Here is a 15,554-nt window from a genome sequence, read left to right on the forward strand (position 1 = left end):
CGGATGAATACCTAACAGACAGATATTCGCAGCGGACATGAAATATTTTGTAATATGTTATCGGGAATGTATGTTTTGCTTTTCCATCACACTGGATATTTACAAAACATAATACTAACCATATATAACAATAAAACTACTGGTAGCATAAAAAACTAGATATAACGCAAGTAAAAGGCATTTAATTCCAAAACATTAACTTAATAAATCATTATGAACCATCATAAGCGGAAGGGATAAAAAATAATAAATGAAATGATATTCTTCTGTATTTGTGATGAGCATCACAATAGATATGAATGCAGGTACCCTGACATTACTGAACTTCACGGATGAAATTTAAAAGCAATGCCGACAGCAAAGAACAAACTGGTAATAGCTGTCAGACATAATGCTGCCTGCTGTAATATATACAGCAGGCTGGGGGATATTAATGCGCGGAATCGTGCTGCACGGGGGCCGTGGGTAATTCCTGAACTGACTGAGAATCCACAATTATGCCATCCTGAGCTGATTTCAGTATCAGACCTGCCTGATAGTATTTTCCTTCGTTCATCAAGGAAAGCGCTGTGGTCACATCCTTACGGGTTTGCTGAAGAGGAATGAGTTCCTGATTTTCAATCATACTGACGCCTGCTAGTTTCAGGGCCTCTATAGTCCCTTTTTTATCTCCTTCTTTCATTTTCTGGTTTGCTTTATTAATAGCATCATTTTTCTGCCCCGCAGGGAGATAATCTTCGGCTACCGTAATCGATGAATTTATCCGAATATAGCGGTCTCCTTCAACTGGGGCTTTTTTATCTGATTTGACATACAGGTTCCAGTCAGTGCTGTCATCGTTCAGGAGTTTTTCTGCTTGCGCAGCCAGTTGTTCCGCCTTTTGGGTTCGACCATTAAACAACTCGAATCGCGACATTCCGATATCACGCATGGCCTGCCAGGCCTGTCCGGATATCTTGTCATTATTCAGAGTAACATTATCAGTCATGTTTGTTGCGGCCATAACATTTCCTGAAAACAGGATAACCATCAGCGCAACGCCTGGCATAATATGGCTTTTCATAATCCATCATCTCCACAAAGTAACATTTTTTATCGAATTATCCTATTCAGAACCGGTAACCCACGCCAAGATTAAAGCCGTTGCTATTAAGGCTTCCGCTGTTATGGGTAGCATCAAAATCCGCACCCTCATAACCCAGATTTATAGCGACATTACTGACCGGGGTATAAGCCACGCCTGCAGAATAACCATATCCGACCTTACTGTCAGACTCATTTATTCCGTGATCACGCTGATGCAATAATACGGGGCCCACTTGACTATACAGGCTTAACTGGTTATTTATTTTCCATGAAGGGCCTGCAAGCAGGGAGTAATAACGGGTTGTTACACGACCATTACTGCTTTCATCGGAATAGCGCTGGCTTCCATTTAGCCAGGCAAATGAGGTTGTCAGCCCCCAGTCCGGTGACATTTCATAGTTGTTTGCCAGCCGAACCCCACGCAACGTCCCGGCGTGATTAGTATGGGACTGGGCGTATCCAAGCGAAAATGTACTGGCATTATCGTCTGCCCATACCGGACTGGCTGCAGCAGACAGCAGAACAATACCGGCACTTCCGGCTAATAGCATTTTGTTCATCTTCTTCTCTCCGGTTATTTTTACCTGATGCCTTACTGGCATGTATTAAGTTAAAATCTTTCCGTGATAACAAACTATAAATAAATCTTTTAAATTATGAGCGCTGTTACGCCAGCAAATATCTTTGTCTGCGGCTGTCGGGAGGCTATTCACGAAAATATATCCAGGCCAGAAACAGTATTTAATAATAAATAAACTGAAAAATAAAAACTGACAAAAATAGAAGTTCACTGATATATACCCAAAATAATTTGAGTTGCTTAAAGGCGGCAAGGGAGTGAGTCCCCAGGAGCATAGATAACTCTGTGACTGGGGTGAGCGACAAATCTGCCGGGAGCAGATTTGAACGTCGCGTGCGACGGCCCGTCAGGGCGAGGCCCATGATGGGCCGAGTAATCCGTAGTCAACACATAAGCCACTTGAAGTATGAAGGGTATATAACGGGAAAGAAGTCATATCGGCCTGGTAAACCAACGTCTGTGACTTAGTTGCAGGAAAAGGCTATGGAGAGGGGATGCGGCAGTTATCGGGCAGTAACGGCATTGTTCAGTGAGTATCCAGGAAACAAAAAAAGAAGGGAGCGGTACTCCCTTCGTAAACATGTCAGAATACGACATTTTGGTACTCTTTTATTTATTATCTGGCCGTAAAAGTTATGCTGTTGGCAGGTATCTCCAGTCAACATAAAAAAATACCACCAGCTAAAAATGTGATGCAAACCACCATTAAGCAGGTAACCAAACTGACTGTGCCACTAAATCCGGAAAAGAGTTTGAATCCGGGGATAACATCTGATGCAGAAATTAGCACCAGTCTTCGATTCGGATACCCGGAATGCGTTCAAACTCGCGGAGATTGTTTGTGACGACGACCAGTCCGCGGCTACGGGCATGGCCAGCAATCATCTGGTCATAAGGCCCGACAGGTGTTCCCTTGCGGGCCAGTTCGGCACGGATTTGACCGGTATGTATCGCCAGCCTGAAGGGGCATGTTGGCTTTGACGATCAGGCAAAAAACAACTGCGAATAAAGTCGTATGATGATCTTCACATTTATCATCATCAGCGTTCATATTACTCAACCTGTAATCAACCTCTGGCGTTTTTCTGTATCCATCACAACCATTTCCGGTAAAGGTAAAAAAGGGATTTGAACCTTTCCGGAGATGATAATGAAGGTAAATACATGGACAATTTTGCTTATGTCGGCGCATCTGACGGCCTGTACCGTCCCTGGCACAGAAAAATATCAGACCAGCATGGACAGCGTTACGGCAGAAAAAGTAAGCCGGATTATCCAGTCGGATGTCATTCCTTATAAAGGCGAAAACCATGGAGAAGTTATCAGCCGCGTATCGTCTGCTTTTCTCGGAACACCTTATCAGGCAAATACGCTCATCGGTGGGCCCGGCACACCCGAAGTCCTTGTAGCGAATTTCAACGGCGTGGACTGCTTTACCCTGGCTGATTACGTTGAGGCCCTGGCCCGCAGCGATAATCAGAAATCGTTTCTGCATAATCTTGCCAGGACTCGCTACGCCGCGGGCAAAGTTGCTTATCTCAGCCGCCGGCACTTCTTCTCTGACTGGTTCGCCGCAGCACCGCGTAATGCACGGGATGTAACGCCGGATATCAGCCCTGATTATGTCGTTGTTGACAAGCAGCTTAACCATAAACCTGATGGCAGCGAGTACATTCCTGGTCTGGGCATCCATCCTCGTAAAATAAATTACATTCCCGGAAGAGCCATCAACCAGCAGGTCATGAACCACCTAAAAAACGGGGATTATATCGGTGTCTACTCCCCGCTTGACGGGCTGGACGTTTCACATGTGGGTATCGTAGTTCGTCATGATGAACAGGTGTGGTTCAGGAACGCCTCCTCATTGGCCGCAAACAGAAAAGTGGTGGATACACCGTTTATGGAATACATGCATTCCAGACCGGGCATCGTTGTGCTGCGGGCTGAATGATAAAGTCATTACCGGAGTCGCCAGCGGATAATAGCCGTCCGACATAGGCATTGAAACCCTGTGTACTGTGGGGCAGTACAGGAAAAATGGCTGTAAATTTGTGGATTTAGTAGATATTTGTCTGGAGCGGGCGAAGGGAATCGAACCCTCGTATAGAGCTTGGGAAGCTCTCGTTCTACCATTGAACTACGCCCGCTTTGAGATGCGTAAGGCATTATAAACCTTACGCTCTGGTTGGCAAGAGACTTACTGGCTGACTGGCGATTAATTCACCGTCAGCACTTCGGTTTACTCCCCTGCGGCGGCAGATAACGCAGCGGATCGATGGCCGTCGCCCGGTAGCGAATCTGGAAGTGCAGTCTTACGGATGCGGCATCCGTGCTGCCCATCGTAGCGATTTTTTGCCCCGCTTTAACGCTTTGTCCATTATTAACCAGCATGGTGTCATTATGAGCGTAAGCCGTAATGTAATCTTCATTGTGCTTAATCATGATGAGATTGCCGTAACCGCGCAGCTGGTTCCCGACATAGACAACTTTACCCGCTCCCGCCGCATAAACAGGCGTTCCGCGCGCGCCCGCAATATCGATCCCCTTATTTCCGCCCTCCGCGGTGGAATAAGGTAAAATCACTTTACCGTTGGCAGGCCATACCCAACAGCGCTGCCCCACCGGCGGCCAGGAGGATTTTGGCACCGAAGATGACGGTCTGACCGCGGCAGTTTTTGTTGCTGTTTTATTGCTGGTTTTGCGTGTTGAACTGCTACTCTTTGCACTGCCGCGCACTTTAATTCGCTGCCCCACCTCAATAGTATAAGGCGGAGAAATGCCATTCAGTCGGGCCAGTTCTTTCACGCTGGTTCCCGTGGCGCGCGATATACGATACAACGTATCGCCGCGCTTAACGGTATAGACGGAGCCGGAATACGTTCCTGAGCCGGAATTACTGGAACACCCCGCCAGCAGCAGCCCTGTGCATAACAGCACCGCAATACCCAGGCTATTTTTGTTCAGGCGTCCTGCGCTCAAAACCATTCCTCACTCTATTGACAGACGCCTTATGATAGCAGCCAAATGCCGTATGCCCAATCCATTGACGCCGGAAAGGGTCCGCGCGGATGATGATGCCGCGAATATCCGATATGCCAGCATAATATCGACTCACGGCGCAATGGCGCTCGTCTGCGTTCTGTCAGGGCCTGTTTTGGTAATGCCTTTCTTTCTGTTATGCGCTACGCTGATCGTCTGAGTATATGGCCTGGCCATGCTGCTGGGTCATTTTAATTTTCAGGAGCTTTCATGACTGAGGAACATGTCGTTTTATTGGATGAGCAGGATAAGCCTTCCGGCACACTGGAAAAGTATGCGGCTCATACGCTTAATACGCCTTTGCATCTGGCTTTCTCCTGCTGGCTATTTAACGAAGATGGTCAGTTGCTGGTAACACGACGGTCGCTGAGCAAAAAAGCCTGGCCAGGCGTGTGGACGAATTCGGTTTGCGGTCATCCGCAACAAGGCGAAACCACCGAAGAGGCGATCATCCGCCGTTGTCGGTTCGAACTCGGCGTGGAAATTACCGATCTCACCCCCGTCTATCCGCACTTCAGCTATCGGGCGACAGATCCAAACGGTATTGTGGAAAATGAAGTCTGTCCGGTATTTGCCGCGCGGGCAACCAGTGTGTTGCAGGTTAACAGCGAAGAGGTGATGGACTATCAGTGGAGCGAATTTAAAAGCGTATGGAAAAGCCTTCTCGCTACGCCGTGGGCATTTAGCCCGTGGATGGTCATGCAAGCGTCAGACGAACAAGCGCGTGAACGACTGCTCAATTACTGCCAGCGTTAAAGATTGCCTGATGGCGCTACGTCTGAACGAAGAGATGCCGGATGGCGGCTAATGCCCCATCCGGCAATTTACATCTTATTTCACCGGACGCATCGCCGGGAACAGAATAACGTCGCGAATCGTGTGGCTGTTAGTAAACAGCATCACCATACGGTCGATGCCAATTCCCAGACCCGCTGTCGGCGGTAAACCGTGTTCCAGCGCCGTCACGTAGTCTTCGTCGTAGAACATGGCTTCGTCATCGCCCGCCGCTTTTGCATTAACCTGATCCAGGAAACGCTGCGCCTGGTCTTCCGCATCGTTCAACTCGCTAAAGCCATTACCGATTTCACGACCGCCGATAAAGAACTCGAAGCGGTCAGTGATTTCCGGGTTCACATCATTACGACGCGCCAGCGGAGACACTTCAGCCGGATATTCAGTGATGAAGGTCGGCTGAATCAGATGCGCTTCAGCGACTTCGTCAAAGATCTCAGTGACGATACGGCCCAGCCCCCAGCTCTTCTCGACGTGAATGCCGATGCTTTCAGCAATCGCCTTCGCGGAGTCGAAGTTGTCCAGATCAGCCATATCCGTTTCCGGACGATATTTCTTGATCGCTTCACGCATGGTCAGTTTTTCGAACGGCTTACCGAAGTCAAACACTTCATCACCGTACGGAACCTGGGTGGTGCCCAGAACATCCTGCGCCAGCGTACGGAACAGAGACTCCGTCAGTTCGATCAGGTCTTTGTAGTCCGCATACGCCATATAGAGTTCCATCATGGTGAACTCAGGATTATGGCGCACGGAGATGCCTTCGTTACGGAAGTTACGGTTAATTTCGAATACGCGTTCGAAGCCGCCAACCACCAGACGCTTGAGGTACAGTTCCGGCGCGATACGCAGGTACATGTCCAGATCCAGCGCGTTGTGATGGGTGATAAACGGACGGGCAGACGCGCCGCCTGGGATCACCTGCATCATCGGCGTTTCGACTTCCATAAAGCCGCGAGCAACCATAAACTGGCGAATACCGGCCAGGATCTTCGAACGGGTTTTGAAGGTGTTACGGGATTCATCGTTAGAGATGAGATCCAGATAACGCTGGCGATAGCGCGCTTCCTGGTCCTGCAGGCCGTGGAATTTATCCGGCAACGGACGCAGCGCTTTCGTCAGCAGGCGCAGTTCGGTGCAGTGGATAGACAGCTCGCCGGTTTTGGTTTTGAACAGCTTACCTTTCGCGCCGAGGATATCGCCAAGATCCCACTTCTTGAACTGCTCGTTGTAAACGCCTTCCGGCAGATCATCGCGCGCCACATACAGCTGAATGCGGCCGCCTACGTCTTGCAGGGTAACAAAAGAGGCTTTACCCATAATACGGCGAGTCATCATACGGCCCGCGACGGACACTTCAATATTCAGCGCTTCCAGTTCTTCAGCTTCTTTCGCGTCAAACTCTGCGTGCAGTTGGTCTGAGGTACGGTCACGACGGAAATCGTTCGGGAACGGGATACCCTGCTCACGCAGTGCAGCCAGCTTCTCGCGACGTGCCTTCATTTCATTGTTAAGATCGACTACCTCGTCAGCGCCCTGTGCGTTTTGTTCAGACATGTTGATTCCTCATAGCCCTGCTTTCAAACTTGCTTCGATAAATTGATCCAGACTACCGTCCAGTACCGCCTGTGTATTGCGGGTTTCCACCCCAGTACGCAGGTCTTTAATGCGGGAATCGTCCAGGACATAGGAACGAATCTGGCTTCCCCAGCCGATATCGGACTTAGTGTCTTCCATCGCCTGTTTTTCAGCGTTCTTTTTCTGCATCTCCAGTTCATAAAGCTTCGCTTTCATCTGCTTCATGGCCTGGTCTTTGTTTTTGTGCTGCGAACGGTCGTTCTGGCACTGCGTCACAATCCCGGTGGGAATATGGGTGATACGCACTGCGGATTCAGTACGGTTAACGTGCTGACCGCCTGCGCCAGACGCGCGATAGACGTCGATACGCAGATCCGCCGGGTTAATGTCGATATCGATATCGTCGTCCACTTCCGGGTACACAAACGCGGAGCTAAACGAGGTATGACGGCGACCGCCGGAGTCAAACGGGCTTTTACGCACCAGACGATGTACGCCGGTTTCAGTGCGCAGCCAGCCATAGGCATATTCGCCGGAGATTTTGATAGTCGCGGACTTAATGCCGGCGACTTCCCCTTCCGACTCTTCAATGACTTCCGTCTTGAAGCCGCGCGCTTCCGCCCAACGCAGATACATACGCAGCAACATGCTGGCCCAGTCCTGCGCTTCAGTACCACCAGAACCGGCCTGAATATCGAGATAGCAATCGGCGCTATCGTACTCGCCGGAGAACATCCGGCGGAATTCCAACTGCGCCAGTTTCTCTTCCAGCGTATTCAGCTCCGCGACGGCTTCGTTAAACGTCTCTTCGTCGTCAGCTTCTACCGCCAGTTCCAGCAGCCCGGAAACGTCGTCCAGCCCCTGAGTCATTTGATCAAGCGTATCGACGATCGCTTCGAGCGATGAACGCTCTTTTCCCAGCGCCTGCGCGCGCTCAGGTTCGTTCCAGACATCCGGCTGTTCCAGCTCGGCGTTTACTTCTTCCAGACGCTCTTTCTTAGCATCGTAGTCAAAGATACCCCCTAAGAACGTTGGTGCGTTCCGTGAGGTCCTGAATGCGGTTATTCACCGGGTTAATTTCAAACATGGTCTGATTTCTTTTATTTGACTTGTCAAAATGCGGTTATAAGGGCGAAATATTAGCGGATTTCGCCCCTTAATTACAGCGAAAGTGTTGTTAAATCGCCCCGATCATAGCGGCCAAATATCATCGATAATAATCTGTAAACTACGGTTGCCGCGAAACTCGTTAATGTCCAGTTTATAAGCCAGTTCTACCTCCCGCACGCCGTTATCCGGCCAACAGGTCGTATCAATATTAAATGCGATGCCATCCAACAGCGGGCCGCCGCCGACGGGCTCCACCATCACCTTGAGGTGGCGCTCGCCCACCAGACGCTGTTGTAGCAGACGGAAACGACCATCGAATAACGGTTCCGGGAACATTTGCCCCCACGGTCCGGCATCCCGCAACAGTTGCGCCACTTCCATAGACATCTCCGCCGCGCTTAATGGACCATCGGAGATCACTTCGCCTTGCAACAGGGCAGGATCGAGCCATTCCGTTACCAGCTCGCCAAAACGTTGCTGAAACTGCTCGAATTTATGCTCTTCCAGCGACAATCCCGCCGCCATCGCATGACCGCCGAACTTGATCATCAGATCAGGGTAAAGCGTATCCAGCCTTTCCAGCGCATCGCGCATATGCAACCCCTGAATCGAACGGCCTGAGCCTTTTAGCGTGCCGTCGCCCGCAGGCGCAAAGGCGATCACCGGGCGGTGAAAACGCTCTTTAATGCGCGACGCCAGAATTCCGACCACGCCCTGATGCCATTCAGGATGATACATCGCCAGACCGCCCGGAAGCGTTTCACTACTGCGCTCAAGCTTTTCGCACAGGATAAGCGCTTCCGCCTGCATCCCCTGCTCTATTTCTTTGCGCGTCTGGTTAAGCGCATCCAGCTCGCTGGCCAGAACACGCGCTTCGCCGAGGTTGTCGCACAACAGTAACGCCACGCCAACGGACATATCATCCAGCCTGCCGGCGGCATTCAGGCGAGGCCCCAACGCGAAGCCTAAATCACTGGCGGCAAGCTGCTGCGGATCGCGATTCGATATCTCCAGCAACGCTTTAATTCCCGGACGGCATTTCCCGGCACGAATACGACTTAGCCCTTGCCAGGTCAGAATACGGTTGTTAGCGTCCAGCGGCACAACGTCTGCTACCGTTCCCAACGCCACTAAATCCAGCAGCTCCGCCAGATTCGGCGGCGCGATGTTGCGCTCGTCGAACCATCCTTTGTCGCGCAAAAATGTTCGCAACGCCAGCATCAGGTAAAACGCCACGCCGACGCCCGCCAGCGACTTAGACGGGAATTCGCAGTCGCGCAGATTAGGATTAATAATCGCTTCGGCATCCGGCAACGTGTCGCCTGGCAGGTGGTGATCGGTCACGATCACCGGAATCCCCAACGTCTTTGCATGCGCTACGCCGGCGTGGGATGAAATGCCGTTGTCTACGGTGACGATAAGCTGCGCGCCGCGCGCCTTCGCCTGATCGACCACTTCCGGGCTTAAACCGTAGCCATCTTCAAAGCGATTAGGCACCAGATAACTGATGTTGTCACATCCCAACGCACGCATTCCCAATACGCTTAGCGCAGTACTGGTCGCGCCGTCGGCGTCAAAATCGCCAACAACAATAATGCGGGTACCTTCGCGAAAGGCGTTGTAGAGGATCTCCACCGCGTTATCTATGCCGCTAAGCTGTTGCCAGGGCAGCATTCCTTTCACGCTGCGCTCCAGTTCGCGGGCGCTACGAACGCCCCGGCTGGCATATAAACGTCGTAGTAATGGAGGAAGATCGGCGGGGAGTTCCGCTGTCTCATCAGCCTCACGCCGACGAAGTTGTCTCTGTTGTTTCACGCGTATTATTTACCACTGGTCTGTTTTTGATGCTCATCAAGAAACGCTTTCATCTCTTTCGGTCCCTGATAGCCAGGCACCACATAGCCGTTACTCAATACAATGGCTGGCGTACCGCTAACGCCCAACTGCACGCCCAACGCATAATGATCAGCAATGTTCACGTCACAGCTTGCCGGTTTCACGCCCTTACCTGCCATGGCGTCATCAAACGCTTTGTTTTTGTCTTTGGCGCACCAGATAGATTTCATATCCTGCTCCGCCTGGCTTTCCAGCCCCTGGCGCGGGAAGGCCAGATAACGTACCGTGATCCCCAACGCGTTATAATCTTTCATCTCTTCATGTAGCTTATGACAATAGCCGCAGGTGATATCGGTAAAAACAGTAATGACATGTTTCTCATCCGGCGCTTTATAGACGATCATCTCTTTTTCCAGCGCATTTAGCTGGCTCATCAGCAGTTTGTTCGTCACGTTTACCGGATGCGCGCCGCTCACGTCATACATCGGCCCTTGAATAATATGTTTGCCGTCGTCAGTGACGTACAGTACGCCGCTGTGAGTGAGGACGGTTTTCATTCCTGCCACTGGCGAGGCCTGAATTTCCGTACTCTGAACGCCCAGCTTAGCCAGCGACTGACGGATAGCCGCATCATCCGCATGGGCCACGCCTGAAAACGCCGCCGCCAGTAAAGTGAACATCATAAAACGCTTTTTCATAAACTATCCTTTCCTGTCAGCACTCATGCCCGCGGATGGTGCTGTTGATGAAGTTGACGCAAACGCTCCGTTGCGACATGCGTATAAATTTGTGTCGTCGAAAGATCGCTATGCCCAAGTAGCATTTGTACAACGCGCAAGTCGGCGCCGTGATTCAGCAAATGCGTGGCGAAAGCGTGACGTAAAACATGCGGCGATAGTTTTTCGCTATCGATTCCAGCCAGTACCGCATAATGTTTAATACGGTGCCAGAAGGTCTGCCGCGTCATCTGCTGCGCACGCTGGCTGGGGAACAATACGTCAATCGATACGCCATTGAGTAACCAGGGACGCCCATGCTCCAGATACGTTTCCAGCCAATATACCGCCTCTTCGCCTAACGGCACCAACCGCTCTTTATTGCCTTTACCGATAACCCGCACCACGCCCTGCCGCAGACTGATATCGCTCATTGTCAGCCCCACCAGTTCCGACACGCGCAAACCGGTGGCATACAGCACTTCCAACATAGCTTTATCGCGCAACTCCAAAGGTTGATCAATAAGCGGCGCCTGCAAGAGCCGTTCAACCTGTGCCTCGCTAAGGTCTTTCGGTAAACGCTGCGGAAGCTTAGGCGAGGCCAACTGCGCGCTCGGATCATCCTCACGATACTTTTCACGGTACAGATGCTGGAAAAAGCGCCGCATAGCGCTTAACAGGCGTGCGGAACTGGTCGCTTTGTATCCGCCCTCCACCCGTTCAGCCAGCAGCGTTTGTAAATCATCAGCCTGCGCCGTCGCAAGCGTTTTTCCGCGATGATGCAACCACGCAACGACCATCGATAAATCGCGACGATACGCGCTTAATGTATTTTCCGCCAGATTTCGTTCCAGCCACAGGGCATCCAGAAACTGCTCAATACGCGCTAAATCCTGTTCCATTCGCGCTCCCCACTTCACGCTGACTTTGGGTGCATTATGCCTCATTGTGCCGTGAATGCAGCGATTCTGTTACACTACCCGCAACGCTATAGCAGAATCGAGATGTAACGTAATGAACATGGGTCTTTTTTACGGTTCCAGCACGTGCTACACCGAGATGGCCGCAGAGAAAATTCGCGATATCCTCGGCCCGGAGCTGGTGACATTACATAACCTTAAGGATGACGCCCCCGCCTTAATGGAGCAGTACGACGTGCTCATTTTAGGCATTCCCACCTGGGATTTTGGCGAAATTCAGGAGGACTGGGAAGCCGTCTGGGAGCAACTGGACGATCTCAATCTGGAAGGCAAAATCGTTGCGCTTTACGGTATGGGCGACCAGCTCGGCTACGGTGAGTGGTTCCTGGATGCGCTGGGTATGTTGCATGACAAACTTGCCCTCAAAGGCGTTAAATTTGTCGGCTACTGGCCCACAGAAGGCTACGAATTTACCAGCAATAAACCGGTCATTGCGGATGGGCAACTGTTTGTCGGCCTGGCGCTGGATGAAACGAACCAGTACGATCTCAGCGATGAGCGTATACAGACCTGGTGTGAACAAATTCTCGGCGAAATGGCCGAACACTACGCCTGAAACCTTACTCGCTGTATTTCCCTCTCGACGGAACCGCGTTTACGCCGTTCCGTCAGTGTTGGCGCGATATCGGCTGCTGTAACAGTATCCGACGCAACTCACGCCATTCCGCTTCTTCCATGCTATCCGCCGCCAGCCATAAATGCTGATGACGTCCAGACTCTGCGCGTAAACGCAACACCATCCCGCTCTTCAGTAACCAGGGCGGACGCAAGAGCGTCCAGTCCTGCCCCTGCCAGCGTAAGCGCCCGTCCATGAGTAGCTTGATCTCTCCCTGGCAGGTATTAATCCTGCGCTGGCTACGTACACAGTCAAACACGACCAGCGACAGTAGTATCATCCATAACGGGGTATAACTCAGCGGCCAGGGCATCAATAAAATCACCGCGGCAACCAGCCCATGAATGAGCAATGAGATCCACTGAGCGCGCCATGAGACGCGTAAATCAGATTGCCACAGGACCACGTTCCCGATTCCGTGTCTGAATGAGTCGGACCATCTGTTCCAGTTCAGCGTCAGCCGGTTTACCGTGATTCATTAACCAGTTAAATAAATCCGGGTCATCACTCTGCAACAAACGGACAAAAATACGCTTTTCTTCATCACTTAAACTATCGTACTCATGTTCAAAAAACGGCATGATGGAAATATCAAGTTCGCGCATACCGCGACGACATGCCCAGTGAATACGTGCTTTATTGTGAATATCCATGTTCTTCCTGCCTCGCGAAAATGAAGTACCGGGCTATTGTAACGTGTTTTTGGCGTTGTTTTACGGGAATCTCAGTAATCTGGAACGCGATCGCGAAATAAAAGGCTGGGAATCAATACGTTCATCCGTTTTGGATACCGCCTCGCAAAACGATCAATCCGCTCTCAATGGGCTATTTAAAGCACTTGCAATGACCGATGGCTCTTTTACCATTAACCATTATTGTTGCAGCTAACCAGGACATTATTTATGGCTTTTATCTCCTTTCCTCCACGTCATCCTTCATCGTCAGCCCGCCTGCCGCTGACGCTGATCGCGCTTGACGACTGGGCGCTGTCGTCCATTACCGGCGTAGACAGTGAAAAGTATATTCAGGGCCAGGTCACCGCTGACGTAAGCCAGATGACTGAACAGCAACACCTTCTCGCCGCCCACTGCGATGCTAAAGGTAAGATGTGGAGCACTCTGCGCCTGTTCCGTGAGCGCGACGGTTTCGCCTGGATTGAGCGCCGTAGCGTGCGTGAAGCGCAATTAACGGAGCTGAAAAAGTACGCCGTATTTTCCAAAGTGGTCATCGCGCCGGATGACGAACGCGTATTGCTTGGCGTGGCAGGTTTTCAGGCCCGCGCGGCGCTGGCTAATGTCTTTAGCGAACTGCCCAATAGTGAAAATCAGGTGGTCAGAGACGGCGCCTCCACGCTGCTATGGTTTGAACATCCTGCGGAACGATTCCTGCTTGTCACCGATGTCGCGACGGTCAACATGTTAACGGAGAAGTTGCATGGCGAAGCCGAACTGAATAACAGTCAACAGTGGCTGGCGTTGGATATTGAAGCAGGCATTCCGGTGATTGACGCGGCGAACAGCGGTCAGTTTATCCCCCAGGCGACTAACCTACAGGCGCTGGGCGGCATCAGCTTCAAGAAAGGCTGCTACACCGGACAGGAGATGGTCGCACGGGCAAAATTCCGCGGCGCCAATAAACGCGCGCTTTGGTTGCTGGCGGGCAAAGCCAGCCGGGTACCGGAAGCAGGAGAAGATCTGGAGCTACAGATGGGCGAGAACTGGCGTCGTACCGGCGCTATTCTGGCGGCGGCACAGTTGGACGATGGTCAGTTACTGGTTCAGGCCGTCATGAATAACGATTTAGAAGCCGAAAGCGTCTTCCGCGTTCGCGACGATGCCAACACCCTGCATATCGTCCCGCTGCCCTACTCGCTGGAAGAGTGATATCACGTTAAAAGCCGGATAGCCTGATAGCGCAACGCCATCAGGCTCGCACGTGCTGTTCTCGTAGGCCGGATAAGGTGCGACAGCGCCGCCATCCGGCACGGGCATCCGGGAATTACGCCTGTCCCACATACAAATAGATGGCCAGGAAATGGCACACGCTGCCACCCAGCACAAAGCCATGCCAGATGGCGTGGTTATAAGGTATGCGTTTGCAAACATAGAAAATTACGCCCAGCGAGTAAACGACGCCACCTACCGCCAGCAGCGTCACGCCGCCTATCGCCAGCTTAATCGCCAACTGATAAACCACTATCAACGACAGCCAGCCCATTGCCAGATACGTAACCAGTGAAAGCACTTTAAATCGGTGCGCAATCGTCAACTTGAAGAGGATACCGAATAGCGCCAGGCTCCAGATCACAATCATTAGTCCGCGCGCCAGCGGCGAATCAAGACCTACCAGCAGAAATGGCGTATAGGTTCCGGCAATGAGCAGATAGATAGCGCAGTGATCAAATTTCTTTAACCAGATTTTTGCCCGCTGATGAGGAATGGCATGATAAAGCGTTGAGGCAAGAAAAAGCAGGATCATGCTCCCGCCATATAAACTGTAGCTGGCAATAGCCGTCATACCAGCATTCGCCTCTACCGCCTGAACCAACAACAGCACCAGGCCGACAATACCAAATACCAATCCAATGCCGTGGCTAATACTGTTGGCGATTTCCTCAGCCAGCGAATATCCCTGCGTCATTAATGGTTTTTGCACCATAACTTACTCCGGAGAAACGTTCATAACGATGAACTGCGCCTCTAGCGTAACTGAGAATGGTTCCAGTGAACACATGTTAGCTAAAATAAATTCTCAAAATTAAATTTTCTTTCTTATTCAACAAGTTAATTACAGAAACTCAACTAACACGCGTTCATATTTATCAAAGACATTTAAAATCAATCACATAAAATTGCGTCTGGTTGGGATAGATTTCAGCAATGACCCGTTTCAGCTCATCAAGCGACATATTTTCCTGTTGCGCATGTTTTTCGTTCAGCGTATCCAGCGTCACAGTTGACGTTCCTGTCACTTCGATTGTGCAAAAATAGCCATCATCTTCGAACCGCCCCACGCGTAGCATATCGCCTGCTTTAAAGTGGGACTCGGAGGCATCACGAATAGTGATGGTTTTACGCCCTGCCAGAATGTCATTCTGGAAACGTTGAAAGAAAGTAATGTCGTTTGGCTGCATGTGGTTATCCCCCTGAATATGGCCTCTTGAAGTGAATGCTACGATCTGAATATGTTCCTGCCCCGACACGCGAGCATCCTGGAATTTT

The 15,554-nt window shown here is 51.0% G+C and carries 16 protein-coding genes, 1 tRNA gene and 1 pseudogene; 4 read left to right on the forward strand and 14 right to left on the reverse strand.

The genetic code is table 11. The annotated features are described in order from the left end of the window. Nucleotides 1-430: 430 nt before the first annotated feature. From J4645_RS11505 to vapC, 3 genes and pseudogenes are all read right to left on the reverse strand, one after another. Nucleotides 431-1,063: a YfdX family protein gene (locus tag J4645_RS11505; protein ID WP_000835269.1), complete on the reverse strand. Its 633-nt coding sequence runs from the start codon at nucleotides 1,061-1,063 to the stop codon at nucleotides 431-433. Nucleotides 1,064-1,109: 46 nt separating this feature from the next. Beyond that, nucleotides 1,110-1,646 (reverse strand): STM3031 family outer membrane protein, encoded by a 537-nt coding sequence (locus J4645_RS11510; RefSeq protein ID WP_001038499.1) that lies wholly within the window; start codon nucleotides 1,644-1,646, stop codon nucleotides 1,110-1,112. Between the two features lie 803 nt (nucleotides 1,647-2,449). After that, nucleotides 2,450-2,620: pseudogene (gene vapC, locus J4645_RS11515) on the reverse strand (tRNA(fMet)-specific endonuclease VapC); the annotation flags it as partial. 190 nt (nucleotides 2,621-2,810) lie between these two features. Between vapC and J4645_RS11520 the strand changes: the two are divergent. After that, nucleotides 2,811-3,617, forward strand: a complete 807-nt coding sequence (locus J4645_RS11520; RefSeq protein ID WP_077905450.1) for a DUF1460 domain-containing protein — start codon at nucleotides 2,811-2,813, stop codon at nucleotides 3,615-3,617. A gap of 122 nt (nucleotides 3,618-3,739) precedes the next feature. Here the strand turns inward: J4645_RS11520 and J4645_RS11525 are convergent. Together J4645_RS11525 and actS are read right to left on the reverse strand one after the other, a co-directional pair. Further along, nucleotides 3,740-3,813, reverse strand: a tRNA-Gly gene (locus J4645_RS11525). Between the two features lie 79 nt (nucleotides 3,814-3,892). Continuing rightward, nucleotides 3,893-4,651, reverse strand: coding sequence for an amidase activator ActS (gene actS / locus J4645_RS11530; RefSeq protein ID WP_000244328.1), 759 nt, complete (start codon nucleotides 4,649-4,651; stop codon nucleotides 3,893-3,895). Between the two features lie 264 nt (nucleotides 4,652-4,915). Here actS and idi point away from each other — a divergent pair, with 264 nt between their 5' ends. After that, the gene (idi, locus tag J4645_RS11535) at nucleotides 4,916-5,461 is read left to right on the forward strand and encodes an isopentenyl-diphosphate Delta-isomerase (RefSeq protein ID WP_000133994.1); all 546 of its coding nucleotides are present in this window, start codon (nucleotides 4,916-4,918) and stop codon (nucleotides 5,459-5,461) included. Nucleotides 5,462-5,536: 75 nt separating this feature from the next. Here the strand turns inward: idi and lysS are convergent, their stop codons facing one another. The 5 genes from lysS to xerD form a co-directional block, all read right to left on the reverse strand. After that, complete coding sequence (gene lysS, locus J4645_RS11540; RefSeq protein WP_000003339.1) at nucleotides 5,537-7,054, reverse strand: lysine--tRNA ligase; 1,518 nt, start codon at nucleotides 7,052-7,054, stop codon at nucleotides 5,537-5,539. A 9-nt stretch (nucleotides 7,055-7,063) separates the two neighbouring features. Next, nucleotides 7,064-8,162 (reverse strand): peptide chain release factor 2 gene (gene prfB, locus J4645_RS11545; protein WP_010989230.1). Its coding sequence is split into 2 segments (ribosomal slippage): nucleotides 7,064-8,086 and nucleotides 8,088-8,162, totalling 1,098 coding nucleotides; the frame shifts between segments, so codons are not numbered across the junction. Between the two features lie 104 nt (nucleotides 8,163-8,266). After that, nucleotides 8,267-10,000, reverse strand: coding sequence for a single-stranded-DNA-specific exonuclease RecJ (recJ, locus tag J4645_RS11550; RefSeq protein WP_000813394.1), 1,734 nt, complete (start codon nucleotides 9,998-10,000; stop codon nucleotides 8,267-8,269). 5 nt (nucleotides 10,001-10,005) lie between these two features. After that, on the reverse strand, nucleotides 10,006-10,719 hold the full coding sequence (gene dsbC / locus J4645_RS11555; protein WP_000745614.1) for a bifunctional protein-disulfide isomerase/oxidoreductase DsbC: 714 nt from the start codon (nucleotides 10,717-10,719) through the stop codon (nucleotides 10,006-10,008). Between the two features lie 23 nt (nucleotides 10,720-10,742). After that, nucleotides 10,743-11,639, reverse strand: coding sequence for a site-specific tyrosine recombinase XerD (gene xerD / locus J4645_RS11560; protein ID WP_000434302.1), 897 nt, complete (start codon nucleotides 11,637-11,639; stop codon nucleotides 10,743-10,745). A 112-nt stretch (nucleotides 11,640-11,751) separates the two neighbouring features. Here xerD and fldB point away from each other — a divergent pair, with 112 nt between their 5' ends. Then, the gene (fldB, locus tag J4645_RS11565; protein ID WP_001055885.1) at nucleotides 11,752-12,273 is read left to right on the forward strand and encodes a flavodoxin FldB; all 522 of its coding nucleotides are present in this window, start codon (nucleotides 11,752-11,754) and stop codon (nucleotides 12,271-12,273) included. Between the two features lie 52 nt (nucleotides 12,274-12,325). Here the strand turns inward: fldB and J4645_RS11570 are convergent, their stop codons facing one another. Next, nucleotides 12,326-12,739, reverse strand: a complete 414-nt coding sequence (locus tag J4645_RS11570; RefSeq protein WP_000244757.1) for a protein YgfX — start codon at nucleotides 12,737-12,739, stop codon at nucleotides 12,326-12,328. Then, nucleotides 12,720-12,986, reverse strand: a complete 267-nt coding sequence (gene sdhE, locus J4645_RS11575) for an FAD assembly factor SdhE (protein WP_000351186.1) — start codon at nucleotides 12,984-12,986, stop codon at nucleotides 12,720-12,722. The genes J4645_RS11570 and sdhE overlap by 20 nt, the downstream gene beginning before the upstream one ends. A 249-nt stretch (nucleotides 12,987-13,235) precedes the next feature. On the opposite strand from sdhE, the gene ygfZ reads away from it, so the two are divergent. Beyond that, a complete protein-coding gene (gene ygfZ, locus J4645_RS11580) occupies nucleotides 13,236-14,216 on the forward strand; it encodes a tRNA-modifying protein YgfZ (protein ID WP_023214406.1) in 981 nt (326 codons plus the stop codon). Between the two features lie 115 nt (nucleotides 14,217-14,331). Here ygfZ and J4645_RS11585 read toward each other — a convergent pair whose 3' ends face one another. Beyond that, nucleotides 14,332-14,991, reverse strand: a complete 660-nt coding sequence (locus J4645_RS11585) for a hemolysin III family protein (protein ID WP_000250289.1) — start codon at nucleotides 14,989-14,991, stop codon at nucleotides 14,332-14,334. A 163-nt stretch (nucleotides 14,992-15,154) separates the two neighbouring features. Beyond that, nucleotides 15,155-15,466: a N(4)-acetylcytidine aminohydrolase gene (yqfB, locus tag J4645_RS11590; protein ID WP_001182972.1), complete on the reverse strand. Its 312-nt coding sequence runs from the start codon at nucleotides 15,464-15,466 to the stop codon at nucleotides 15,155-15,157. Between the last annotated feature and the right edge of the window lie 88 nt (nucleotides 15,467-15,554).

The organism is Salmonella sp. 32082101201600294FB01SM01 (assembly GCF_017572865.1).
Lineage (GTDB): Bacteria > Pseudomonadota > Gammaproteobacteria > Enterobacterales > Enterobacteriaceae > Salmonella > Salmonella enterica.

Coding starts and splice junctions, on each gene's coding strand:
- J4645_RS11505 (WP_000835269.1), bottom strand. CDS start 1,063: ATGAAAAGCCATATTATGCCAGGCGTTGCGCTGATGGTTATCCTGTTT.
- J4645_RS11510 (WP_001038499.1), bottom strand. CDS start 1,646: ATGAACAAAATGCTATTAGCCGGAAGTGCCGGTATTGTTCTGCTGTCT.
- J4645_RS11520 (WP_077905450.1), top strand. CDS start 2,811: ATGATAATGAAGGTAAATACATGGACAATTTTGCTTATGTCGGCGCAT.
- actS (WP_000244328.1), bottom strand. CDS start 4,651: ATGGTTTTGAGCGCAGGACGCCTGAACAAAAATAGCCTGGGTATTGCG.
- idi (WP_000133994.1), top strand. CDS start 4,916: ATGACTGAGGAACATGTCGTTTTATTGGATGAGCAGGATAAGCCTTCC.
- lysS (WP_000003339.1), bottom strand. CDS start 7,054: ATGTCTGAACAAAACGCACAGGGCGCTGACGAGGTAGTCGATCTTAAC.
- dsbC (WP_000745614.1), bottom strand. CDS start 10,719: ATGAAAAAGCGTTTTATGATGTTCACTTTACTGGCGGCGGCGTTTTCA.
- xerD (WP_000434302.1), bottom strand. CDS start 11,639: ATGGAACAGGATTTAGCGCGTATTGAGCAGTTTCTGGATGCCCTGTGG.
- fldB (WP_001055885.1), top strand. CDS start 11,752: ATGAACATGGGTCTTTTTTACGGTTCCAGCACGTGCTACACCGAGATG.
- sdhE (WP_000351186.1), bottom strand. CDS start 12,986: ATGGATATTCACAATAAAGCACGTATTCACTGGGCATGTCGTCGCGGT.
- ygfZ (WP_023214406.1), top strand. CDS start 13,236: ATGGCTTTTATCTCCTTTCCTCCACGTCATCCTTCATCGTCAGCCCGC.
- J4645_RS11585 (WP_000250289.1), bottom strand. CDS start 14,991: ATGGTGCAAAAACCATTAATGACGCAGGGATATTCGCTGGCTGAGGAA.
- yqfB (WP_001182972.1), bottom strand. CDS start 15,466: ATGCAGCCAAACGACATTACTTTCTTTCAACGTTTCCAGAATGACATT.